This window comes from Xanthomonas theicola (genome assembly GCF_014236795.1).
GTDB classification, from domain to species: domain Bacteria; phylum Pseudomonadota; class Gammaproteobacteria; order Xanthomonadales; family Xanthomonadaceae; genus Xanthomonas_A; species Xanthomonas_A theicola.
Genome location: NZ_CP049017.1, coordinates 4,716,752 through 4,737,554, shown reverse-complemented (window position 1 = coordinate 4,737,554; position 20,803 = coordinate 4,716,752). Strand labels below are relative to the sequence as shown.

Genomic DNA, 20,803 nt, shown 5'->3' with positions numbered 1-20,803 from the left:
CAGTGCGGCGGTCATGGCCGGTCTCCGGGCTTCTTCGAGCTCTTGAACAAGTCCAGCATGCGTTCGGTGACCACATAGCCGCCGGCGGCGTTGCCGGCGCCCAGCAGCACGGCGAGGAAACCCAGCGCCTTCTCCAACGTGGTGTCGGCATGGCCGAGCACCAGCATCGCGCCGATCAGCACGATGCCGTGGATGAAGTTGGATCCGGACATCAGCGGGGTGTGCAGGATCACCGGCACCCGCGAGATGATCACATGCCCGGCGATGGCAGCCAGCATGAAGATGTACAACGCCACGAACCCGTCGCTCATGTCTCGTTTCTCCCGGGCGCCGCGCCCGACCGCCGCAATCATAACCGCGTGCTGAATCCGTCGGCGATGGCCGCACGCGCCGCGCCGGGCGCATCGCTGCGGCGTCCCGTCAACCGCGGCGGCCGTGGCGCGTTATCCACGGCATCCCCGTGCAGGAAGCTAAGCTGTGCTGGTGAGCTCGCCCGCCCTCGATCCCCCGTCCACAGCTGCCGATGCCGCCGCGCGCGCGCCGCCGGTGTCGCTGGACGCATTCCTGGCCGAGATCGGCCCACGCGCGTTCCGCTTCGCCGAAGCCGGCCTGCGCCAGCGCGAAGACGCACTGGACGCGGTGCAGGACGCGATGGTGAAGCTGCTCGCCTACCGCGAGCGGCCGGCGCAGGAGTGGACGCCGCTGTTCTGGAGCATCCTGCGCCGGCGCATCGTCGACCTGCAGCGCCGGCGCGGCTTCCGCCTGCGCTTCTGGGCGCCGCCCGGCGAACGCGGCGAGGACGGCCACCCGGATTGGGCCGACACCGATCCCGGCCCGGCACAGCACCACGCGCAGCGGCAGACCCATGCCCGGCTGGTGGCGGCGCTGCGCGCGCTGCCGGCACGGCAACGCGAGGCCTTCACCCTGCGCGTGCTCGAGGAGCTGGACGTGGCCACCACCGCATGCGCGATGGGCTGCTCCGAAGGCTCGGTCAAGACCCACCTGTCGCGCGCCCGCGAGGCATTGCAGAAACGCCTGGAGAACATCCGGTGAGACCCGATACCCCCCAATCGACCGCCTTCGACGCGCAAATGCGCGCCCTGCACCGGGCCTCGCTGCAGGCATTGCCGGCGCCAACCCGGGCGCGGCTGCGCGCCGCCCGCCACGGCGCCGGTCAGGCGCACGCCGCCCCGGCGCGGCGCTGGGGCTGGCTGCTGGCGGCGGCGCCGGCGGTGCTCGGCACCGCATTCGGCATGCACCTGCTGCTGCGCCCGGCGCTGCCTCCGTCGATGCCCGCGGCGAGCGTCGCCAGTGCGCCGACGGCGACAGCCGCGAGCGCGGTCGCGCAGGGCGACACCGACGACACCGTGGCCGGCCTGCTCGAAGAAAATCCCGACCTGTACCTGTGGCTGGGCTCCGATACCTCGCTGGCAATGGAATGGACACGATGAACCGCCTGATCCGCATGTTCCTGGCGCTGGCCCTGCTGGCCGGCGCCCCGCTGGCGGCGTTCACCGCGCCACCGCCACCGCCACTACCGGATGCCGATACGGGCCCGCCGCTGCCGGACTGGGAGCACCTGAGCGCGCAGCAGCGCGAGTTGCTGATCGCGCCGATGCGCCAGCGCTGGGACGACGCGCCACAACAGCGACGCAGGATGTTCGAGCACGCGCAACGCTGGCAGACGATGACGCCAGAGCAGCGCGCACGCGCGCGCAAGGGTGCACTCCGCTACCAGGACATGACGCCGCAACAGCGCGAAGCAGCACGCGTGCTGTTCGAACGCCTGCGCGCATTGCCGCCGCAACAGCGCAGGGCGCTGCGCGACCGCTGGGACGCGATGACCCCGCCGCAGCGCGATGCCTGGATCAAGGCCAACACCGGCACCGGCACATCCGCGCCCCGCCGCGACCGGCCGCGTCCTTGAGCGTGGCGCGGCCGCGACCGCTGCAGCCGGTCGCCGCTGGCGTCGCTGGCGCAGCGGGCCGGAGAGGCTCCACGGCCGCCGCTGGCCGCAGTGCGGGCATGGACAGCGCCCGCGGTCCGGGCAAGCGCCGCGCTCAGCCGGTCCAGCGCGTCTTGGCCAGCAGTTCGTCGTCCCAGTCGTAGACGATCACGCCGTCCTTCAGGAACAGCGCGACGAAGTTGCAGACGTTGCGCGCATACATCTCGCTGGCGTGCACCGCGCCCATGCTGGCCAGGTCGAGCGGGCCGGCGACGAGCACGCCGCCGTGGTCGATGGTCTCGCCGGGCCGGGTCAGTTCGCAGTTGCCGCCGGTCTCGGCGGCCAGGTCGACCACCACGCCGCCCGGTTTCATGCCCTCGACCATCGCCGCGCTGAGGATCTTCGGCGCTGGCCGACCGGGTACCGCGGCGGTGCACACCACCACGTCGATGCTCTTGAGGTGATCGGCCAGACGCTGCTGCTGCTCGGCGCGCTCGACATCGGTCAGCTGCCGCGCATAGCCGCCCTCGCCCGCGGCACTGACGCCCAGGTCGAGAAACCTGCCGCCCAGCGACTCGATCTGCTCGCGCGTCTCCGGGCGCACGTCGAAGCCCTCCACCTGCGCGCCCAGCCGCTTGGCGGTGGCGATCGCCTGCAGGCCGGCGACACCGGCACCGACGATCAGCACCTTCGACGGGCGGATGGTGCCGGCGGCGGTGGTCAGCATTGGGAAGAAGCGCGGGGCCAGCTGCGCGGCGATCAGGGTCGCTTTGTAGCCGGCCATGCCGGCCTGCGAACTGAGCACGTCCATCGCCTGCGCGCGGGTGCTACGCGGCAGCCGCTCCAGCGGGAACGCGACCAGTTGCCGCGCCCGCATCGCTTCGGCGCGCGCCGGATCGGCCTGCGGCTGCAGGATGCCGACCACGCCGGCGGCGGACTTGAGCTGGTTCAGCGCCGCCACCGGCAGCGGCTGCACGCACAGCACCAGATCGGCATGGGCCGGGCTCGCGGCATCGGCGAGCTGTGCGCCGGCGGCCAGATAGGCCGCATCGACGAACCCGGCCGCGGCGCCGGCACCAGGCTCCACGTGCACCTGCGCGCCGAGCGCGCCGAGTCTCTTCACCGTCTCCGGCGTCGCCGCCACGCGGCGTTCGCCATACGCGGACTCTTTCACCACTAGCACCTGCACTGCCATGCGATTCCCCGGGCACTGTTGCAAACATGAGGACGGACAAGCCTCCGGTCTGGTGACAGAGGCTTGCATTTCAAGCACTCTGCTCACTGGTCGCATCTTACCCAGGGGATGGCCGAAATAAAATGAGGCTGCGCGTCCTTCACGCAGCGCCCGCATCACTTCAATCCCCTTGACCGTGGCATACGCCGTCTTCATCGATGTAAACCGCAGCGTGGCGCCGATTATCCGTTTCGGCTTGCCATGATGGCATTCGATTACGTCGTTCCTGTATTTGATCTGCCGGTGTTCAACATCAGATGGACATCGCTCCTCGCGTTTCAGCGGAGCCAGCACCCGGCCATGTGACGGAGCCCTGTCCGTATTGATGGGTCGCGGGATCTGCTTCTGCCTCACGTCGTTTGACACCCCCAGAAACAGGCATGCAGCTCAGCTGTCATGGCGTGCAGAGAGATAAAAAGCGTTGATTCGACCTTTGTCATCGACGGCACGATACGGATACCCCAACGCCCGTCGACTTTCATGTAAGTTCCGTCAACATGCCAGAGACTGAACCCGGAGGGATTGCGCCAGTGCCGCCAAGGATTCACATGCAGATGCCTCAGTAAAAGACGGCAATCCGCTCGCCACCACTGGCTGTTCGCAACAGTGCCGTTGTGCGGCCATGCTCGCCGCCTGCGCGGGTTGACCGCCGAGGCCGCCGACCGTACGGCGGTGAACGATAGCGAAACCGCCTCGGTAGCGGCCGTCCGGGCCGATCCGCTCGAGACGAAGGAACCGGGGCGAGAACCAAAACCCCGGCTCGCCGCGATCTCATGCATCCAGCAGCGCCGCCCGCGCCGGTTTCGCCGTCTGCTGTGACCTACCCCCAGACCCTGCACCTTAAGACCTTGAGTACAAAATTAGCCACGACCGCCGAGTATAGATTTCCTGGCCTGCACAGAGATTTATATGCACTTTTGCCTGTAGTGGCCGACTCGGCGGATTTTGCTCGTTCTTTCATTTCATCGCAATAATCCTTATGGACTTGCATATGCTTTACGCCCCAGCTTCCCCTTGCCCCACCTATTCGCTTGAACTCATCATAAGTATCGTCTATTCTTTGGCAGTGCGAATCAAAGTTTCTTTTATGCCTTATCTTGGGCAGATGATAACTGTAAGCCAGAGCATGAGCATAATCATCATTTCTTCTCGGCATAGGCTCTGAACCTACAGCTACCGACTTGATTCTACCGATGAACGCGCCAGCGTCGCGCATCGCCACATTAGACAGCGCAGATTCGCCAGAATAGGCGGGCGCGCCTGATTGAATAGCAAAATTATTTTGCATTTCCACTCTCATCGATCAATAATATCTTCATTATAAAACAAAACCAATGACCAGAAAAGCCTCTCGCGAGTTTCTTGCGATTGGCCTGACCGCAGACCATGCCGCGACCGCGCGGGCCGGCCCTAATGCAAGGTGGCGTTGTGCGGATCCAGGCGGTCGATAACGCCCTGCATCGCACTGTCGAAGGCGCCGTCGTTGATGTGGCTGCGCAGCCGGCCCAGCCGCACCATCACCGCCAGCTCCTCCGGCGAGGCCACGCAGAAGCGCACGCCGCGGCGATTGACGAACAGCAGCCGCGACGAGATCGGGCTCACCCACGACAGCTTGCCGGTCTGCACCTTGCCGTCGCGGTCGATGAAGTCCAGCCAGGTGCCGATCGCCATCGCGCGGAAGCGGTCGGCGTCGGCGTTGTCGAAATCGTCCACGGTGTCCGGCGTGGTCAGTCCCACCGGTTGCGCCTCCTGCAACGGCGGCGGCGGCAGCGCCACCGACGGCAGTTCCGGCAGCGGGCGTTCCAGCTCCGGGCGCGATTCGGCGACCGACTGCAAAGTGTCGTGCAGCGCGTTGATCGCCGCGGTGGCGGCCTCGGCATGCAGGCCGACGTTGGCGAACACCTTGTGCAACGGGCCTTGCCAGGCCTGCAGCCAGGGCTTGCCGACGATGTGGCGCTGCGCCTCGGCCGCTTCCTCGAGCAGGCCGTCGGCCAGCGCCAGCGCATCGCGCACGCCGGCGCCGTCCTCGCCCTCGCGCAGCACCGCCATGGTCAGGTGGTGCTGCCAGGGCTGGCGCAGGAAATCCTCCAGCGCCTGCGGCAGTTGCAGGCCCGGCAGCCGCACCTGCAGTTCGGCCTCGGCGCGCTGCCGGGCCAGTTCCAGCTTCTCCTGGCCGCGCTGGGTCTCGGCGGCACGGCGCTCGGCGATCTCGATGCGGCGCCGGTGCTGGACCAGGAAATCGCGGAATTCCTCTTCCAGGGTCAGGAAGATGGCCAGGTTCTCGTTGAACTCGGCGACCAGCCGATCGATGATCTCCTCGACCTTGCCCATCAGCACGCGCTCGGCCGGGCTTTCGCCGGTGTTGCCCTCGCAGGCCTCGGCCAGCGAGTTGAGCAGGCGCCGCGCCGGATGGGTCTTCTGCACGAACATGCGCCGGTCCAGCAGCGCGACCTTGACGAACGGCACCACCAGACGCGCGATCAGCTCGCGCGAGCGCCCTTCCAGGTCGCGTTCGTCGAGCATCACGTCGAACAGCATGCCAACCAGATCGATCGCGTCCTCGTCGACCGGATCCAGCCGCGCATGCGCCGGATCCACGCCGAACTGGGTGGCGTTGGACAGCACTTCGCTCTTCAGCCGCTGCGCCAGCGATTCGTCGTCGTCGCCGATCGCCGCGTGCAGCGTGGCGCTGGGCGTGGCCTGCAGCAGCGACAGCACCGACATCATCTCGCGCTGGCTCAGCGGCCGCTGCTGGCCGACCGCGGCGGTGGCCGCGGAGGTGGCGCTCTCGCGCACGCTGCGGGTCTGCTGCAGCAGTTCGTGCAGCGCCTCCAGCAAGACGCCCTGGCTGCCGCCGGGCAGGTTGGCGCCGGCCTCGGCGTAGCCGTCGGTGGCCTGCAGGCGGCCGCGGCTCTCGGCCCAGCGGTTGACGAAGCGGCTGGCCCAGGCCGGTGCGTAGTGCTCGTCGTACTCGCCCGCCTCGCCGGCGGCGCTGCCGTCCTCGCCGAAACCGGGGCTGTCGCCGCGGGCCTGGCGCTCTTCCGGCGCCGGCGCACGCTGCGGCGGCGGTGGCGGCCGTGGCCGCGAGATCTCCGGCATCACGCCGGCCCGCGCCAGGCTGTCGTCCAGTTCCTGGTAAAGCTTGCCGATGCCGGCGGTGAGGTCGCGCTCGCACAGCTTGATCAGCACCAGCCGCACTTCCGGGGCCAGGTCGCTGGTGGAAAAGGCGGCATGCACCGCGACGCCGATGTGTTCGGGGCCGACCGGATTGGTGTCGGCGTCCAGCTCCAGGCCGCCGGCGATCCAGCCCAGGCGGCGGTCGATACGGCTGAGCACCGGCTTCCATTCGCGCAGCAGCACGCTGGCCAGGTTGCGCACCGCCAGCCGCGATTCCAGCTCGTGCTCGGACACCAGGCTCAGGCCCTGGCCGTAGCCGGCCAGCGCCACTTCGGCCGATAGCGGCGTGCCCGCTTCCAGCGCCTGCCAGGCCTGGTCCAACTGCGCACGAAAGCGCGCGGCGATCTCGTCGCGGCGGCGGCGCAGTTCGCGCATGCCGTCCAGGAACAGCAGTTGCGATGCGCCCGCGCGCTCGGCGCGGTCGAACAGCACGTCGTCGAAATGCGCCAGCGCGGCGGCGAACGCCTGCCCCAGCACCGGCAGCATGCCGTCGCGCGCCCGCGTCAGCAACTGCGGGTCCCGCGCGGAATGTGCATACGGCGAGCTGGGGCTGAACGTCATGCGCAAAGGCTCCGCGCCGGCAGCGACGCTGGAAAGGAAGTGAATGGATATCGAGCGAACGCGGCCCGTGTCGCCGCTTTCGCATGGTAGGCAAGGAACCTGAACAACAACCGTGATGCGCTAGGCATTTTTCGCTCCGGAACGTGACCTGGTGTCGCATCCTAGGCGCTGTCGGTGTAACGCTGCCCTGCAACCGCCTGAACGCGTTCCCGCCGCCCGATGTTCAGGCCGCGCCGCGCTCCAGCCGGCCCACCGCGCCCTGCATCGCGCCGTAGAACGCGTCGTCGTCGCGATGCAGGCGCAACCGGCCCAACTGCACCACCATCGCCGGCGCCTCCGGCGATGCCACGCGCAGACGGCCGCCGCAGCGGTTGACGAACATCCGCCGCGACGGGATCGGGCTCATCCAGGACAGCTTGCCCGGCTGCACGCGCCCCTCGCGGTCGACGAAGTCCAACCAGAGGCCCATCGCCAGGCGCACGTCCAGCTCCTGCGCCGAGACCAGGCCGAGGTCGCCGCGCTCGCGTGCCAGCGAACGCTCCACCAACAACGGGCGACCGGCCTCCCGCGCCTGCCAGGCCTGTGTCAGGTGTCCGCGGAAGCGCGCCACGATCGGCGCGCGCTGCTGCTGCAGCAGTTGGATCGCCTCCAAGCAGTCGTTCCGGGCCGGCCCGGCGCGCTCGGCCATGCGGAACAACGCATCGGCGAGCGCCTCTGGCACGCCCCGGACCTGGCCGAGCAGGTCCCGAGTTGCGGCTGGGCCGTCGCGCCTCGGCATATTCGGCTAGTGTCATGGCAATGTGATACGCAAGCTCGAGTGAGACCGACGTCGATTTGGAAGTTAGCGGCAAGTCCGCAACGCAACTTGACCCCGCGCGCAACCGCGGCATCCGCTGCCGCTGCTGGGCGCACGACTATAATCCTGCGCCCCACCCACGGAATCGAGGCTATGCGCACATTTCACTCGCTGCAAGCGCTGGATGAGCGCCGCTCGGTGCCATCCAAGCAACTGGGCGAGCCCGGACCCGACGACGCGACCCTGCTGGCGATGCTGCGCTCGGCCGTGCGCGTGCCCGATCACGGCAAGCTGGTGCCGTTCCGGTTCCTGCGCATAGCCGGTCCGTCGCGCCTGGCGCTGGGCGAGTTTCTGGCCGAGCGCACGCTGCAGCGCGACCCGGACGCGCCTGCCGCCGCGGTGCAGAAGGACCGCGAGCGGTTCGCGCATGCGCCGCTGGCGATCGTGGTGATCGCGCGGCTGTATGCCGAAAAGGTGCCGGAGATCGAGCAGTGGCTGACCGCCGGTTCGGTCTGCTTCGCCCTGCTGCAGGCGGCGCAGGCCTACGGCTTCGGCGCGCAATGGCTGACCGCCTGGATGGCCTACGACGCGGCGGTGGCGACGCGGCTGGGCCTGGCCGCCAACGAGCGCATCGCCGGCTTCATCCATATCGGCACGCCGCGCGTGCAGGCGCCGGAGCGCGAACGCCCCGATCCGCGGCAACTGCTCAGCGACTGGACGCCGTGAACGCAGCGGCGCCGACGTCGCGGCCGCTGTATCTGGTCGACGCCAGCCTGTACGTGTTCCGCGCCTGGCACTCGGTCCCCGACGAGTTCCAGGATGCGCAGGGCTGGCCGACCAACGCGGTGCACGGCTTCGCCCGCTTCCTGCTCGACCTGCTCGAACGCGAGCGCCCGCTGCACATCGCGATCGCCTTCGACGAAGCGCTGGAAAGCTGCTTCCGCAATCGCCTGTACGCCGCCTACAAGGCCAACCGCGCGCCGGCGCCGGACGCGCTGCGACGCCAGTTCGCGCACTGCAAGGCGCTGTGCGCGGCACTGGGCCTGGGCGTGCTGGCCCATCACGACTACGAGGCCGACGACCTGATCGGCAGCGCGCTGCACAGCGTGCGCAGGACCGGCTTCCACGGCGTGATCGTGTCCGCCGACAAGGACCTGTCGCAGTTGCTGCTCGATTTCGACCAACAATGGGACTACGCACGCGGCCAGCGCTGGGACGCGGCCGGGGTGAAGGCCCGGCACGGCGTGCACGCGCACCAGATCGCCGACTACCTGGCGCTGACCGGCGATGCGATCGACAACATCCCCGGCGTCACCGGCATCGGCGCCAAGTCGGCGGCGATCCTGCTGGCGCATTTCGGCGACCTGGACACGCTGCTGGCGCGCGTCGACGAGGTCGCGTTCCTGCGCCTGCGCGGCGCAGCGCAGATGGCCGCGCGCCTGCGCGAGCAGCGCGCGCATGCGCTGCTGTGGCGGCAGCTGGCCACCATCGCGCTGGACGCGCCGCTGCATTCGGCCGCGCCCGGTTTCGCACGCGGCCTGGCCGATGCCGACATGTTGCACGGTCTGTGCGAGACGCTGCGCTTCGGCCCGCTGACCCGGCGCCGGCTGCTGCAGGCGGCGGGACTGGACGGTCCCGTCGGCTAGGCGTCGCGTCGGCGCGATGCGAATGACGCGCTTGGCTCTACACTCCGGGACAGCCAGGCCGCGCGCTGACGCGGCGCGCCACCTTCCTTCTTCCGAACCGAGCGAACGCCGCCCATGACCCGCCACGACTCTCCGCCCCGCGTCGTCTACGAAGGCAAATATCAGCGCATGGTGGTGCGCGGCAGCTGGGAGTATTCCGAACGCGTGCACGCCGGCGGCCTGGCCGCGATCGTCGTCGCGGTGACCCCGGACGACGACGTGCTGTTCGTCGAACAGTTCCGCGTGCCGCTGCAGGCGCGCACCATCGAGATGCCGGCCGGGCTGGTCGGCGACACCGACGCCAGCGAATCGATCGAGGTCTCGGCGGTGCGCGAGCTGGAGGAAGAAACTGGCTGGACCGCCGACCACGCCGAGGTGCTGATGATCGGCCCGACCTCCTCCGGCGCCAGCAGCGAGAAGGTCGCCTTCGTCCGCGCCAGCGGCCTGCGCAAGGTCGGCGACGGCGGCGGCGACGCCAGCGAGGACATCACCGTGCACTTGGTGCCGCGCGCGCGCGCCGCGGCCTGGCTGGTGCAGAAGATGGGGGAAGGCTACGAGCTGGACGCCAAGCTGTGGGCCGGGCTGTGGATGATCGAGCATCAGCTGGACGGCACCCCGCGTGGTTGAGCCGACGCCGCATGCCGATGCCGCGCCGTCCCTGCTCGGCGCCGGCGATCCGCCGCCGTATCGCGTGTACCAGGCGCAGGGCCGCTCGCCCTATCTGCTGATCGCCGACCACGCCGGGCGGCAGGTGCCGCGCGCGCTGGCCGACCTGGGCCTGCCGCAGCACGAACTGGACCGGCATATCGGCTGGGACATCGGCATCGCCGGCGTCACCCGTGCGCTGGCGCAGGCGCTGGACGCGTTCGCGATCATGCAGACCTATTCGCGGCTGGTGATCGACTGCAACCGGCCGCTGGCGGCGCCGGGCTCGATCGCCGAGGCCAGCGACGGCACCGTGGTGCCGGGCAACCAGGGCCTGGACGCTGCGGCCCGCGCGGCCCGCGCCGGCGCGATCTTCGCCCCCTACCATGCGCGCATCGGTGCGGAACTGGACCGCCGCCGCGACGCCGGCACCGCCACCATCCTGATCGCCATGCACAGCTTCACCCCGGCGCTGGCGGGCGTGGCCCGGCCCTGGCACGCCGGCGTGCTGTACCAGCGCGATGCGCGCTTCGCGCAGGCGCTGCTGGCCGAGCTGCGCGCCCAGCCCGGGCTGGTGATCGGCGACAACCAGCCGTATTCGGTCAGCGACGCCACCGACTACGCGATTCCGGTGCACGCCGAGGCGCGCGGCCTGGCGCACGTGGAACTGGAGATCCGCCAGGACCTGATCGCCGCCTCCGCCGGGCAGCGGCAATGGGCGCAGCGCCTGCTCAGCATGCTGACTCGGCTGCAAGCTGCCTTCACACCGGGCTGAGCGCAGGCTGCGCACTCTCGGTGCATCGCCGTCCGTTCGGACGCCCTGACGCTGCACGCACCGGACCCGCTCCATGCTCATCCGCCTCGGCTACGAGATCCGCTACCGTTTCCTGCAGCCGACCCCGCTGCTGGCCATGCTCGACATCCACGACAGCCGCCGCACCGACATCGTCCTCGCCGCTGCGCTGCAGACCGAGCCGGCGGTGCCGCTGCGCGGCTATCGCGACCAGTTCGGCAACGGCTGCACGCGCATCTTGGCTCCGGCCGGGCTGCTGACCCTGCGCGCCGATGCGGTGGTGCGCGACAGCGGCCTGCCCGACCAGTACCACTACGACGCGCCGCAGACGCCGGTGCAGGAGCTACCGGACGACACCTTGATGTACCTGCTCGGCAGCCGCTACTGCGAGACCGACCTGCTCAGCGGCCTGGCCTGGGACCTGTTCGGCAGCGCGCCGACCGGCTGGGCGCGGGTGCAGGCGATCTGCGACTACGTGCACGCGCAGATCGAATTCGGCTACGAGCACGCGCGGCCGACCAAAAGCGCCGCGCAGGCGCTGCAGGAAGGCCGCGGCGTGTGCCGCGACTTCGCCCATGCTGCGATCGCGCTGTGCCGCTGCATGAACGTCCCGGCACGCTACTGCACCGGCTACCTGGGCGACATCGGCGTACCCGCCTCGGCCGCGCCGATGGACTTCTCCGGCTGGTTCGAAGCGTTCCTGGACGGCCAGTGGTACACCTTCGACGCGCGCCACAACCTGCCGCGCATCGGCCGGGTGCTGATCGCGCGCGGCCGCGACGCCGCCGACGTGGCGATCAGCAATACCTTCGGCGACAACACGCTGGAATCGTTCGTGGTGTGGACCGACGAAACCGACCAGGCGCGGCTGGATCGGCGCCCGGCGGCGACGCCCATCGCGGCCGGCAGCGACGCCGCCGCGCTGCGCACGGAAGGCCTGTACCTGTAAGACTTGCACCCGCTAGGGCGAGGGCGCTGCTCGCCGCGATGATCGCGCTGGCGGCAACGGCCGAGCGCATGCCGGCCGCGACACAGCCCGGCAAGAGCGCGCAAACGGCACGCAAACGGCACGCCGCAGCATCGCCTGCCGTCGTTCACCGGCGTTTCGCCGTGTCCGTCCGCCATCGCTGTCATCCCCTCCTGCTGCTGCACGTCCCAGGTATTCCCGCAACACATCGCCACCGATCTGCCGGCGCAGTGGCGGGCCGACGCCAAGGCCAATTCAGGAAAGCCGCCAAGCAGGCCGAGAAAGCCGCCGAAGGCGGCGCGCGGGCCGACGGCGCTGGGCGGCCGGGCGGCAGCGCAGACGCCGGCCCGGGCGGTCGCGTCGGTGGTGTTCGGGCGCCGCGGCAGCAGCGACGTGGTGATGCTGCCGTTGTGGCGCGCGCGTGCAGGCCGCGCCCGGCATGCAGGCCCTGCTGCCCGACACCGCCGACGGCATGGTCATGGATATCAGCACCAGCAACGGCATCCGCGTGTGCTACCGCTATGTCGCCGATGCGCAGGATCCGGACCGCCTGCGCGCGCACATCCGCGCCGAGGGCCACGGCGCATCGCAGCGCGGCGCGGCGGGGTGTTCGAGGTCGGCCGCATGTACCGCCGTGTCCACCCGGCCAGGTGCCAGCGCTGACACCGCCGCGCGGCGCTTCGCGGCACCTGGCCGCAGGCGGCGCACCGGCTGCGATCTGCGACGATCGCGCGCGCCTGCAACGATGCCGCCCGCGCATGCCGCACGCCGCGGCATGGCCTGCAGGGATCAGGCGAAGGCGTCGGTGGCGCGCACCAGGGCGTCGAGGTTTTCCGCCTCGAACGCGGAATGGCCGGCGCTCGGGCTGATCTCCAGCGCCGCCTTCGGCCAGGCCTTGTGCAGATCCCAGGCGCTCTGCAGCGGACAGACCACGTCGTAGCGGCCCTGCACGATCACGCCGGGGATGTCGGCGATCTTCGCCGCGCCGCGCAGCAACTGGTCTTCCACTTCGAAGAAGCCGCCGTTGACGAAGTAGTGGTTCTCGATGCGCGCGAACGCCAGCGCGAACTGCGCGTCCTCGTGGCCGCTGACGAAATCCGCGTCCACGTGCAGGAAGCTGGTGGCGCCTTCCCACACGCTCCAGGCGCGCGCGGCGGCCAGCCGGGTGGCCTCGTCGTCGCTGGTCAGGCGGCGATGGTACGCGGAGATCAGGTCGGCGCGCTCCACCGGCGGAATCGCGGCGAGATAGTGTTCCCATGCCTCCGGGAACAGGCGGCTGGCGCCTTCCTGATAGAACCATTCCAGTTCCCAGCGGCGCAGCAGGAAGATGCCGCGCAGCACCAGTTCGGTGACACGCGGCGGATGGCGCTGCGAATAGGCCAGCGCCAGGGTCGAGCCCCAACTGCCGCCGAACACCTGCCAGCGCTCGATGCCCAGCGTGTGGCGCAGCGTCTCGATGTCGGCCACCAGGTCCCAGGTGGTGTTGTCGACCAAGTCCGCATGCGGCGTAGAGCGGCCGGAGCCGCGCTGGTCGAACAGCACGATGCGGTACTTGGCCGGATCGTGGAAGCGGCGCATCTTGGCGTTGCAGCCGCCGCCCGGCCCGCCGTGCAGCATCACCACTGGCTTGCCCTGCGGGTTGCCGCACTGTTCGTAGTACAGCGTATGGCGCGCGTCCACCGGCAGCATGCCGCTGGCGAACGGTTCGATCTCGGGATACAGCGTACGCATGCACCAAGCCTTCGGACTACGGAAAGCGGCGAGTCTAGCCGATTCGGCTTGACCACCTTCGCCGGCTCCGCCCGCGCACGTGACAACCGCCACAGCGTCCTTGTCCTGCAACGTATGCGTCTGCGCCCGCGGTCGCAGCTGCACGATCCTGCCCTGCTCCATCACCAGCATGCGGTCGGCGCTGGCGATGGTGTCGGGCCGATGCGCGACGATCACCTTGGTCAGTTTCAACTACCGCACCGCTTCGTTGACCAGGCGCTCGCGCATCACGTCGAGATGACTGGTAGCTTCGTCCAGGAACAACAGCGTCGGCTGCCGGTACAGCGCCCGCGCCAGGATCACCCGCTGCTTCTGCCCACCGGACAGCGAACTGCCCGTGTCGCCGATCAAGCCGTGGTAGCCCATCGGCATCGCCGCGATATCGTCGTGCACCGCCGCCAGCCGCGCCGCCGCCTCGCTCCGCTCAAGATCGAAATCCGGATCGAAAAAGCCGATGTTGCCGGCGAACAACCGGTCGTCCTGCATCACCGCGCCGACGATCGCCACCGACTCGCCCGGCTCGATCGCGAAACTGCAATCCTTGCGCACCCAAGGCTCGCCTTCGGCGTAGCGGAACGACAACCCCTCGACCTCGATGCGCGGCTCGGCCGGTGGCAGCGCCTCGGGTTGCGCGTGGTCGTCCTCCGGCGGGGTCGTCACGGTCTCGGCCAGGCGCTCGCCGTGCAGGCGCAGCATGCGGAACTCGACCCACTTGTCGATCAGCCCACTTGGAGTGGCTAACAAAACTCTGGAAGAAGTCGTAGGCAGATGATGGAGCAGGCAAGCGACAGCCAAGCCAGATGGATATCGATTCGACGTTCGAATCGGATGCGCAGCTTGCCCATGCCTGCGAACCAGGCGTGAGTGCGTTCCACGACCCAGCGATGACGCCCCAGGCGGTCGTTGCGCTCGACCCCCTTGCGAGCGATGCGTGGCGTGATGCCCCGCTCCTTGAGGTGATGGCGGCAACGGTCAATGGCGTCGGCCTTGTCGGCGTGGAGCTTGCCTGGCCAGCGTCGTGGGCGCGCTGGCTTGCCGGCGATCGGCGGCAAGGCATCGCCCATTCCTCGAACACCACCGCGTCGTGCCGGTTGGCTCCGGTGACGCAAAACGCCAAGGGAACGCCCTTGCGATCGACGATCAGGTGCCGCTTGCTGCCGAGTTTGCCGCGATCGGTCGGGTTCGGCCCGGTGTCGGCGCCCCCCGGGGGGAGGCCACGCTGGCCGCGTCCAGGCTGGCTCGGCTCAGGTCCAGCTTGTCGGCTCGCCGCAATTTTGCCAGCAGGACCTGATGCAGGCGATGCCAGAGGCCGGCGGCCTGCCAGTCTCGCAACCGCCGCCAGCAGGTCATGCCGCTGCCGTAGCCCCGTGCCTGCGGCAGTTCCTCCCAGGCAATCCCGGTGCGAAGCACATGGACAATGCCGTTGAGGGCTTGTTGATCGCTGACGCGCGGCCGCCCTCCTTTGGGCGAGCGCTTCGCCGGCGGAAACAAGGATTCGATGCGCTTCCACAGCGCTGCGGGGATCGGCGGTCTCAAGAATCAAGTGCAACACGTGATTTGAACGCTGCGATGTCCGCTTCCATTGCCTCGCTAGGCGTCTTCCAGCCAAGTGTCTGGCGAGGGCGAGTGTTCATCAGCAACGCGATGTGATTGAGGTATTCCTGGCTGACGGCGGATAGGTCCGCCCCCTTGGGCAGGAACTGGCGAAGTAGACCGTTGGTGTTCTCATTGCTTCCGCGCTGCCACGGTGCGTGCGGATCGGCAAACCACAGGTCGATGTTCAACCGTTCCATCAGCTCGGCATAGCGCGTCATTTCGGTGCCACGGTCATAGGTCAAGCTGGTTCGCATGGATGCGGGGAGCTTCTTCATCTGACGGGTGAAACCTTCCAGTTCGTCTGTGGCGGTACAGCCGTCCATCCGGCACAGCACCACAAAACGCGTCTTGCGCTCCACCAGGGTGCCAACACAGGAACGATTGAACGCTCCCTTGATCAAGTCACCTTCCCAATGTCCTGGGACCAACCGCTGTTGCACCTCTTCGGGTCGGTGCACGATCCGCGGTTCCTCAGGCACCCAGCTGCGTTTGGCGGCGGTCGTGCGCCGTGATCCCCGGGACGGCCTGCGCTGGCGCAACGCCTCCACAAGCTCCTTTTTCAGGCCGCCGCGCGGGTGCGCGTAGATCGTGGCGTAGATGGTTTCGTGACTGACGCGCTGGGCAGGATCATCCGGGGACATGAGGAGCAGCTTGGCAGCAATCTGCTGGGGCGACCAGCGCCACAGCACCAGATGATCGCGCACCATCTGGAATAAATCCGTTCCCGGTGTCAGCCGTCGCCGCCGAACGCTGTGCTGACGTCGTGTCCGGTAACGCATGGCCGCCTCTCGAGCACGGTAGACCGTGGCTTGCTGCCTGGCCAGCTCCCTGCTCGATGTCGACGGGCTTCTATCCAGCAGCCTGGATATCGAGCGTAAGCTCTGACCACGTCGCGTTTCGATTTGGAGTACCGCGCGCTCTTCTGCGCTCAGGTGGAGATAGCTTCTTGACATGCATACACCCTACTGGCTGAGAGGGTGTTGCGCTTGGAAGTTGAGTCTAAGGGATGCGTAGCTGATGTGGCTCAGCTGGAAGGGCAAGACATCGAATCGTTTCCATGTTTTCTCTCTCCGGTTAGGCTGAACTCCGATAAAATAAGTGAGTCTCCATCAAACGCATCGCACAAGAAAAACCCGCGAGAGGCAGGAGTGGGAGATTCAGGCATGTCTCCCTCCTGCAAGACGCCTAGAAATCTGTCGGATCTTCCCCACCTAAGCACCGTCGATAGCGTTTCATGATGTCCAGCTTCGATATCGATAACAAGGAATGGGCGATTTCCCATAAAGATGTGTGGGCGCTTCTCAAGAATGGGGTCTCCGACCTTTGAATATCCCGCTTCGCACATTAGCCATATACTTCTCTGGTCATTCGACTCAAAATCGCAGAGCCATCTTGCTATTTCATCAAGGAGATCATGTCGCCTTACCCAGCCGGTCTGTGGGGCGTTAGTTGCATCAGTTATTTCACTCAGCTTTGCATCAGGATCTGCTGACAGATTGTCGTTATTCGAGAATTTTCCTGGGGCGAATACGAAGGAGGAATTCGCATCTACGGCGATGCCTTCTTCTAGGGATGGTCTGAACAACTCCCTCTGATCCTGCGACAATCGTACAAAGCCCAACAGGACAACGACGATGCAATTGTCTTTCGGCGACGCGGAGTACAACGGCAAGCGCAAGCAGACGCGGCGCGAAAGGTTGCTGGCCGAGATGGATCAGGTGGTGCCGTGGAAAGACCTGCTGGCGCTGATCGCGCCGCACTATCCGAAGTCGGGCCATCCGGGCCGTCAGCCGTACCCGCTGGAGACAATGCTGCGCATCCACTTTCTGCAGCAGTGGTACGCACTGAGCGACCCGGGCGCGGAAGAAGCCTTGTACGACACGGCGTCGATGCGCCGTTTCGCCAGGATCGGCGGGTTGGATGAGGTGCCGGACGAGACCACGATCCTCAACTTCCGCCGGTTGCTGGAGACGCACGATCTGGCGCGCACGCTGTTCAACCGGGTCAACGCGCACCTATCGCGCAAGGGCCAGAGCCTGCGCGGCGGCACCATCGTGGACGCCACGATCATTGCCGCGCCCAGCTCGACCAAGAACAAGAACGGCGAGCGCGACCCGGAAATGCACCAGACCAAGAAGGGCAATCAGTACTACTTCGGGATGAAAGCGCACATCGGCGTGGACGATGAGTCCGGGCTGGTGCACCACTTGGAATGCACGGCGGCCAACGCCGCAGATATCACCCAGGCGCACAAGCTGCTGCACGGCAAGGAAGACACGGTATGCGGCGACAGCGGCTACACCGGGCTGGCCAAGCGCGAGGAGATGGCGAGCAAGCGCAAGCTGCGCTATCTGATCGCGGAGAAGCCCTCGAAGCTGAAGCAGATCAAGAGCAAGCGCGAATTGAAGTGGGCACAGCGCTGGGAGCACGCCAAGGCCAGCCTGAGGGCGAAGGTGGAGCATCCGTTCCGGGTGATCAAGCGCCAGTTTGGCTACGTCAAGGTGCGCTATCGCGGCCTGGCGAAGAACACGGCGCAAGTGCTGACGCTGTTTGCGCTGTCGAACCTGTGGCTGAAGCGAAAGCAGTTGCTGCCTGTCGTGGGGAGGGTGTGCCTGTAATCCGGGAAATACCCCGGAAATGCGCCGGAAACGGCGAAAAACCGAGGGTCTGAGCGCCGTGGGCGTGGTCGATATGGCTTGCCTCATCCTCCGACCGCGTTGATCAGACTATCCCTAGAAGATTCGCCTCAATGGCCTGTCTGGCCCGAGCAGACAGATGATCTATCCATCGTGCTGAGGAATGGGATGCAACTAGCGGTAGCTGTTTCATTTTCCTTGCAACTCCCAGCCAGAACCATAATTATCCCATCTATTGCCTTGTGGGTCGGTATAAGTCCAGTGCGGCGGCTTTCCTGCCGGATGAGTTCTATCGTCGTGCATCGATTCGCCTGTATCAGGTTTGTGGTAGGCACCTTCTCGGCCTCCTGGTCTTCCTCTCCCGCGCCATTCCCAACCGTCTGGCAAAGAATCAGGATCTTCGAAGTCGGACGGATTAGGGATGGTCTGAACAACTCCCTCTGATCCTGCGACAATCGTACAAAGCCCAACAGGACAACGACGATGCAATTGTCTTTCGGCGACGCGGAGTACAACGGCAAGCGCAAGCAGACGCGGCGCGAAAGGTTGCTGGCCGAGATGGATCAGGTGGTGCCGTGGAAAGACCTGCTGGCGCTGATCGCGCCGCACTATCCGAAGTCGGGCCATCCGGGCCGTCAGCCGTACCCGCTGGAGACAATGCTGCGCATCCACTTTCTGCAGCAGTGGTACGCACTGAGCGACCCGGGCGCGGAAGAAGCCTTGTACGACACGGCGTCGATGCGCCGTTTCGCCAGGATCGGCGGGTTGGATGAGGTGCCGGACGAGACCACGATCCTCAACTTCCGCCGGTTGCTGGAGACGCACGATCTGGCGCGCACGCTGTTCAACCGGGTCAACGCGCACCTATCGCGCAAGGGCCAGAGCCTGCGCGGCGGCACCATCGTGGACGCCACGATCATTGCCGCGCCCAGCTCGACCAAGAACAAGAACGGCGAGCGCGACCCGGAAATGCACCAGACCAAGAAGGGCAATCAGTACTACTTCGGGATGAAAGCGCACATCGGCGTGGACGATGAGTCCGGGCTGGTGCACCACTTGGAATGCACGGCGGCCAACGCCGCAGATATCACCCAGGCGCACAAGCTGCTGCACGGCAAGGAAGACACGGTATGCGGCGACAGCGGCTACACCGGGCTGGCCAAGCGCGAGGAGATGGCGAGCAAGCGCAAGCTGCGCTATCTGATCGCGGAGAAGCCCTCGAAGCTGAAGCAGATCAAGAGCAAGCGCGAATTGAAGTGGGCACAGCGCTGGGAGCACGCCAAGGCCAGCCTGAGGGCGAAGGTGGAGCATCCGTTCCGGGTGATCAAGCGCCAGTTTGGCTACGTCAAGGTGCGCTATCGCGGCTTGGCGAAGAACACCGCGCAGGTGCTGACGCTGTTTGCGCTGTCGAACCTGTGGCTGAAGCGAAAGCAGTTGCTGCCTGTCGTGGGGAGGGTGTGCCTGTAACCCGGGCAATACCCCGGAAATGCGCCGGAAACGGCGAAAAACCGAGGGTCTGAGCGCCGTGGGCGTGGTCGATATGGCTTGCCTCATCCTCCGACCGCGTTGATCAGACTATCCTTAGGTGCGGCGGGGCACTCATCCGATGTCGCTTCTTCCGATTGATGGGCATTGGGAAGTTCGCACCCCGCAAACTTGCACCATAGCCAGGCGGCGGCCCCTGTGCCAAGCGCCTTGGGCGCCACCTTGGGGCCAACCGGGTTGGGTGCAACACCGCATTTTGCAGGACCATAACGAGCTATGCAGGCATCAACAGTGGTGACGACTTGTAGCCCAAGCGGATCAACGAAGCTGTTGGGATCCCCGCCAACATAGGCATAGGTGGACAATCCACCCGCCAACCCAATCGGGTCACTCTGCCCATACCGCCCGGCAGCAGCCTCATAGTCCCGGAAGTAGTTCTGGTTGAGCCCGCTCGCCGCATCGTAGCGCTACCCAGGGAACCGCATGTCGAACACGAAGGCGGTGCCGTCCTGGTCCTGGTCCTGGTCCTGGTCCGGCGGGGTGGTACCGAAGGCTTCGCCTTTCAGGTCCCAGGTCCAGATCGCCACGTCGCGGGCCGGGTCGATCACTGCGCGCGGGGTGCCCAAGTGGTCGGGCTGGACGTAGTTGCAGGCAGGTCTTGGCTAGCACGCCCACCGGCACATCGTCCAGCCAGATCGCTTGCTGTATCGGTGCGCCGTTTGGGTCGTAGTCGCCCAGCAAGTGGCCGGCTTCGTCGTAGACGGTGGTGGTGGTGGTGGCCGCGCCGCTGCGCTGCACCTGTTCGCCACGGCCGTTGTAGCGGTAGGTCATGACCACTGCACCGGCACGGGTGACTCGGCTCATCGGGCCCGTGGCGTCGTAGGCGAACTCCCGCGCCGTGCCGCCGATGGAGAGGGTGTTGCCCGTCGCATCGTAGGTGCGCGCCGTGCCAGCCACCGCGCCCAGGCGGTGGCTGGTGGTCGGATAGGTGTAGCTCAGCGTCGTCGTGTTGTCCCGGGCACTGAGCCGGTTGCCGGTGGCGTCGTAGCTGTAGCCGTCGATCACGGTGCCGGTCGGGCCGTCCTTGAACGCGGTCAGCCGGCCCAGGGCGTCGTGGTCCAGGTTGACCTTAGATATCAAGCCGACTTGGACCAACATTTCCCTGTCCGTGTCCATGCGAAATAAGTCAGCGCAATTTCCAATATTTGCCACCCCCAATATACATTGCCAGTATGAGCATTCATGACCGAGACAACAAAATGCAACATTATCAGAGCAGGAAGCAAAAGAAACACCGCGACAACAAAATGTGACCATCTACTTGCCGCCACCAAGGAAGCCAATAGGTATGCGCACAGAGTGGCGCCAGGGAGAAAAATCACATAACGCACATACCACGAAACCCCTACCCCACTATCAATCAGGTGCTGATTGGCGCCAATAGTGGTATAGGCGAGCCCTAGAGCGACGCCGAATGATAATAAAATTACAATCCATTTTGCAATTTTCATTT

19 protein-coding genes and 6 pseudogenes are annotated in these 20,803 nt (G+C 66.8%); 11 read left to right on the top strand and 14 right to left on the bottom strand.

Annotation, left to right across the window (positions count from 1 at the left end):
* Positions 1 to 11: 11 nt before the first annotated feature.
* Entirely contained in the window at positions 12 to 311 is a 300-nt protein-coding gene (locus G4Q83_RS22105) for an NAD(P) transhydrogenase subunit alpha part 2 (protein WP_128420523.1), read from the bottom strand.
* 166 nt (positions 312 to 477) lie between these two features.
* Here G4Q83_RS22105 and G4Q83_RS22100 point away from each other — a divergent pair, with 166 nt between their 5' ends.
* The 3 genes from G4Q83_RS22100 to G4Q83_RS22090 are packed head-to-tail and all read left to right on the top strand — an operon-like array spanning position 478 to position 1,927.
* Positions 478 to 1,053: an RNA polymerase sigma factor gene (locus tag G4Q83_RS22100; protein WP_128420522.1), complete on the top strand. Its 576-nt coding sequence runs from the start codon at positions 478 to 480 to the stop codon at positions 1,051 to 1,053.
* A 38-nt stretch (positions 1,054 to 1,091) separates the two neighbouring features.
* Positions 1,092 to 1,451, top strand: a complete 360-nt coding sequence (locus tag G4Q83_RS22095; RefSeq protein ID WP_128420541.1) for a hypothetical protein — start codon at positions 1,092 to 1,094, stop codon at positions 1,449 to 1,451.
* Positions 1,448 to 1,927 (top strand): DUF3106 domain-containing protein, encoded by a 480-nt coding sequence (locus G4Q83_RS22090; RefSeq protein ID WP_128420521.1) that lies wholly within the window; start codon positions 1,448 to 1,450, stop codon positions 1,925 to 1,927. Before G4Q83_RS22095 ends, G4Q83_RS22090 begins: the two co-directional genes overlap by 4 nt.
* 133 nt (positions 1,928 to 2,060) lie before the next feature.
* Here the strand turns inward: G4Q83_RS22090 and G4Q83_RS22085 are convergent, their stop codons facing one another.
* Together G4Q83_RS22085 and G4Q83_RS22080 are read right to left on the bottom strand one after the other, a co-directional pair.
* Positions 2,061 to 3,140 carry an NAD(P) transhydrogenase subunit alpha gene (locus tag G4Q83_RS22085; protein ID WP_128420540.1) on the bottom strand — a complete coding sequence of 360 codons (1,080 nt, stop codon included), beginning with the start codon at positions 3,138 to 3,140 and terminating at the stop codon, positions 2,061 to 2,063.
* A gap of 75 nt (positions 3,141 to 3,215) precedes the next feature.
* A pseudogene (locus G4Q83_RS22080) lies at positions 3,216 to 3,712 on the bottom strand (DDE-type integrase/transposase/recombinase); the annotation flags it as partial.
* Positions 3,713 to 3,821: 109 nt separating this feature from the next.
* Here G4Q83_RS22080 and G4Q83_RS22075 point away from each other — a divergent pair.
* The gene (locus tag G4Q83_RS22075; protein WP_185817457.1) at positions 3,822 to 3,998 is read left to right on the top strand and encodes a hypothetical protein; all 177 of its coding nucleotides are present in this window, start codon (positions 3,822 to 3,824) and stop codon (positions 3,996 to 3,998) included.
* A gap of 1 nt (position 3,999) precedes the next feature.
* Here G4Q83_RS22075 and G4Q83_RS22070 read toward each other — a convergent pair whose 3' ends face one another.
* The 4 genes and pseudogenes from G4Q83_RS22070 to G4Q83_RS24320 all read right to left on the bottom strand — a co-directional run.
* On the bottom strand, positions 4,000 to 4,467 hold the full coding sequence (locus tag G4Q83_RS22070) for a hypothetical protein (protein ID WP_128420520.1): 468 nt from the start codon (positions 4,465 to 4,467) through the stop codon (positions 4,000 to 4,002).
* 122 nt (positions 4,468 to 4,589) lie between these two features.
* Complete coding sequence (locus G4Q83_RS22065) at positions 4,590 to 6,917, bottom strand: DUF1631 domain-containing protein (RefSeq protein WP_128420519.1); 2,328 nt, start codon at positions 6,915 to 6,917, stop codon at positions 4,590 to 4,592.
* Between the two features lie 223 nt (positions 6,918 to 7,140).
* A pseudogene (locus tag G4Q83_RS24325) lies at positions 7,141 to 7,386 on the bottom strand (DUF1631 family protein); the annotation flags it as partial.
* Between the two features lie 69 nt (positions 7,387 to 7,455).
* Positions 7,456 to 7,605 (bottom strand): annotated as a pseudogene (locus G4Q83_RS24320) (hypothetical protein); the annotation flags it as partial.
* Between the two features lie 261 nt (positions 7,606 to 7,866).
* Here G4Q83_RS24320 and G4Q83_RS22050 point away from each other — a divergent pair.
* From G4Q83_RS22050 to G4Q83_RS22030, 5 genes are all read left to right on the top strand, one after another.
* A complete protein-coding gene (locus G4Q83_RS22050) occupies positions 7,867 to 8,439 on the top strand; it encodes a nitroreductase family protein (protein WP_128420517.1) in 573 nt (190 codons plus the stop codon).
* Positions 8,436 to 9,359 carry a 5'-3' exonuclease gene (locus tag G4Q83_RS22045; protein ID WP_128420516.1) on the top strand — a complete coding sequence of 308 codons (924 nt, stop codon included), beginning with the start codon at positions 8,436 to 8,438 and terminating at the stop codon, positions 9,357 to 9,359. Before G4Q83_RS22050 ends, G4Q83_RS22045 begins: the two co-directional genes overlap by 4 nt.
* 114 nt (positions 9,360 to 9,473) lie before the next feature.
* Positions 9,474 to 10,025: an NUDIX hydrolase gene (locus G4Q83_RS22040; RefSeq protein WP_128420515.1), complete on the top strand. Its 552-nt coding sequence runs from the start codon at positions 9,474 to 9,476 to the stop codon at positions 10,023 to 10,025.
* Positions 10,018 to 10,818 (top strand): N-formylglutamate amidohydrolase, encoded by an 801-nt coding sequence (locus G4Q83_RS22035; protein WP_128420514.1) that lies wholly within the window; start codon positions 10,018 to 10,020, stop codon positions 10,816 to 10,818. Before G4Q83_RS22040 ends, G4Q83_RS22035 begins: the two co-directional genes overlap by 8 nt.
* Positions 10,819 to 10,891: 73 nt before the next feature.
* Entirely contained in the window at positions 10,892 to 11,785 is an 894-nt protein-coding gene (locus G4Q83_RS22030) for a transglutaminase-like domain-containing protein (protein ID WP_128420513.1), read from the top strand.
* 807 nt (positions 11,786 to 12,592) lie between these two features.
* On the opposite strand, the gene pip is transcribed toward G4Q83_RS22030, so the two are convergent.
* The 5 genes and pseudogenes from pip to G4Q83_RS22725 form a co-directional block, all read right to left on the bottom strand.
* A complete protein-coding gene (gene pip / locus G4Q83_RS22025) occupies positions 12,593 to 13,534 on the bottom strand; it encodes a prolyl aminopeptidase (RefSeq protein ID WP_128420539.1) in 942 nt (313 codons plus the stop codon).
* Positions 13,535 to 13,672: 138 nt separating this feature from the next.
* A pseudogene (locus tag G4Q83_RS22020) lies at positions 13,673 to 14,302 on the bottom strand (ATP-binding cassette domain-containing protein); the annotation flags it as partial.
* Positions 14,303 to 14,310: 8 nt separating this feature from the next.
* A pseudogene (locus G4Q83_RS22015) lies at positions 14,311 to 15,109 on the bottom strand (IS5 family transposase).
* The gene (locus tag G4Q83_RS22010) at positions 15,106 to 16,122 is read right to left on the bottom strand and encodes an IS30 family transposase (protein WP_185817302.1); all 1,017 of its coding nucleotides are present in this window, start codon (positions 16,120 to 16,122) and stop codon (positions 15,106 to 15,108) included. Before G4Q83_RS22010 ends, G4Q83_RS22015 begins: the two are co-directional and overlap by 4 nt.
* 71 nt (positions 16,123 to 16,193) lie before the next feature.
* Positions 16,194 to 16,754: a hypothetical protein gene (locus G4Q83_RS22725; protein WP_128422008.1), complete on the bottom strand. Its 561-nt coding sequence runs from the start codon at positions 16,752 to 16,754 to the stop codon at positions 16,194 to 16,196.
* 49 nt (positions 16,755 to 16,803) lie between these two features.
* Between G4Q83_RS22725 and G4Q83_RS22005 the strand changes: the two genes are divergently transcribed.
* Both G4Q83_RS22005 and G4Q83_RS21995 read left to right on the top strand, forming a co-directional pair.
* On the top strand, positions 16,804 to 17,787 hold the full coding sequence (locus G4Q83_RS22005; protein WP_185817191.1) for an IS5 family transposase: 984 nt from the start codon (positions 16,804 to 16,806) through the stop codon (positions 17,785 to 17,787).
* Between the two features lie 501 nt (positions 17,788 to 18,288).
* Positions 18,289 to 19,272 (top strand): IS5 family transposase, encoded by a 984-nt coding sequence (locus G4Q83_RS21995; RefSeq protein WP_185817191.1) that lies wholly within the window; start codon positions 18,289 to 18,291, stop codon positions 19,270 to 19,272.
* 83 nt (positions 19,273 to 19,355) lie between these two features.
* On the opposite strand, the pseudogene G4Q83_RS21990 reads toward G4Q83_RS21995, so the two are convergent.
* Positions 19,356 to 20,421, bottom strand: a pseudogene (locus G4Q83_RS21990) (RHS repeat-associated core domain-containing protein); the annotation flags it as partial.
* Positions 20,422 to 20,426: 5 nt separating this feature from the next.
* Positions 20,427 to 20,801 (bottom strand): hypothetical protein, encoded by a 375-nt coding sequence (locus G4Q83_RS23940; protein ID WP_246432207.1) that lies wholly within the window; start codon positions 20,799 to 20,801, stop codon positions 20,427 to 20,429.
* Positions 20,802 to 20,803 lie beyond the last annotated feature (2 nt).

Excerpts from the sequence above, each read along its gene's own strand:
- G4Q83_RS22105 (WP_128420523.1), bottom strand. The coding sequence starts at position 311 with ATGAGCGACGGGTTCGTGGCGTTGTACATCTTCATGCTGGCTGCCATC.
- G4Q83_RS22095 (WP_128420541.1), top strand. The coding sequence starts at position 1,092 with ATGCGCGCCCTGCACCGGGCCTCGCTGCAGGCATTGCCGGCGCCAACC.
- G4Q83_RS22090 (WP_128420521.1), top strand. The coding sequence starts at position 1,448 with ATGAACCGCCTGATCCGCATGTTCCTGGCGCTGGCCCTGCTGGCCGGC.
- G4Q83_RS22085 (WP_128420540.1), bottom strand. The coding sequence starts at position 3,140 with ATGGCAGTGCAGGTGCTAGTGGTGAAAGAGTCCGCGTATGGCGAACGC.
- G4Q83_RS22070 (WP_128420520.1), bottom strand. The coding sequence starts at position 4,467 with ATGCAAAATAATTTTGCTATTCAATCAGGCGCGCCCGCCTATTCTGGC.
- G4Q83_RS22065 (WP_128420519.1), bottom strand. The coding sequence starts at position 6,917 with ATGACGTTCAGCCCCAGCTCGCCGTATGCACATTCCGCGCGGGACCCG.
- G4Q83_RS22050 (WP_128420517.1), top strand. The coding sequence starts at position 7,867 with ATGCGCACATTTCACTCGCTGCAAGCGCTGGATGAGCGCCGCTCGGTG.
- G4Q83_RS22040 (WP_128420515.1), top strand. The coding sequence starts at position 9,474 with ATGACCCGCCACGACTCTCCGCCCCGCGTCGTCTACGAAGGCAAATAT.
- G4Q83_RS22030 (WP_128420513.1), top strand. The coding sequence starts at position 10,892 with ATGCTCATCCGCCTCGGCTACGAGATCCGCTACCGTTTCCTGCAGCCG.
- pip (WP_128420539.1), bottom strand. The coding sequence starts at position 13,534 with ATGCGTACGCTGTATCCCGAGATCGAACCGTTCGCCAGCGGCATGCTG.
- G4Q83_RS22010 (WP_185817302.1), bottom strand. The coding sequence starts at position 16,122 with ATGTCAAGAAGCTATCTCCACCTGAGCGCAGAAGAGCGCGCGGTACTC.
- G4Q83_RS22005 (WP_185817191.1), top strand. The coding sequence starts at position 16,804 with ATGCAATTGTCTTTCGGCGACGCGGAGTACAACGGCAAGCGCAAGCAG.
- G4Q83_RS21995 (WP_185817191.1), top strand. The coding sequence starts at position 18,289 with ATGCAATTGTCTTTCGGCGACGCGGAGTACAACGGCAAGCGCAAGCAG.
- G4Q83_RS23940 (WP_246432207.1), bottom strand. The coding sequence starts at position 20,801 with ATGAAAATTGCAAAATGGATTGTAATTTTATTATCATTCGGCGTCGCT.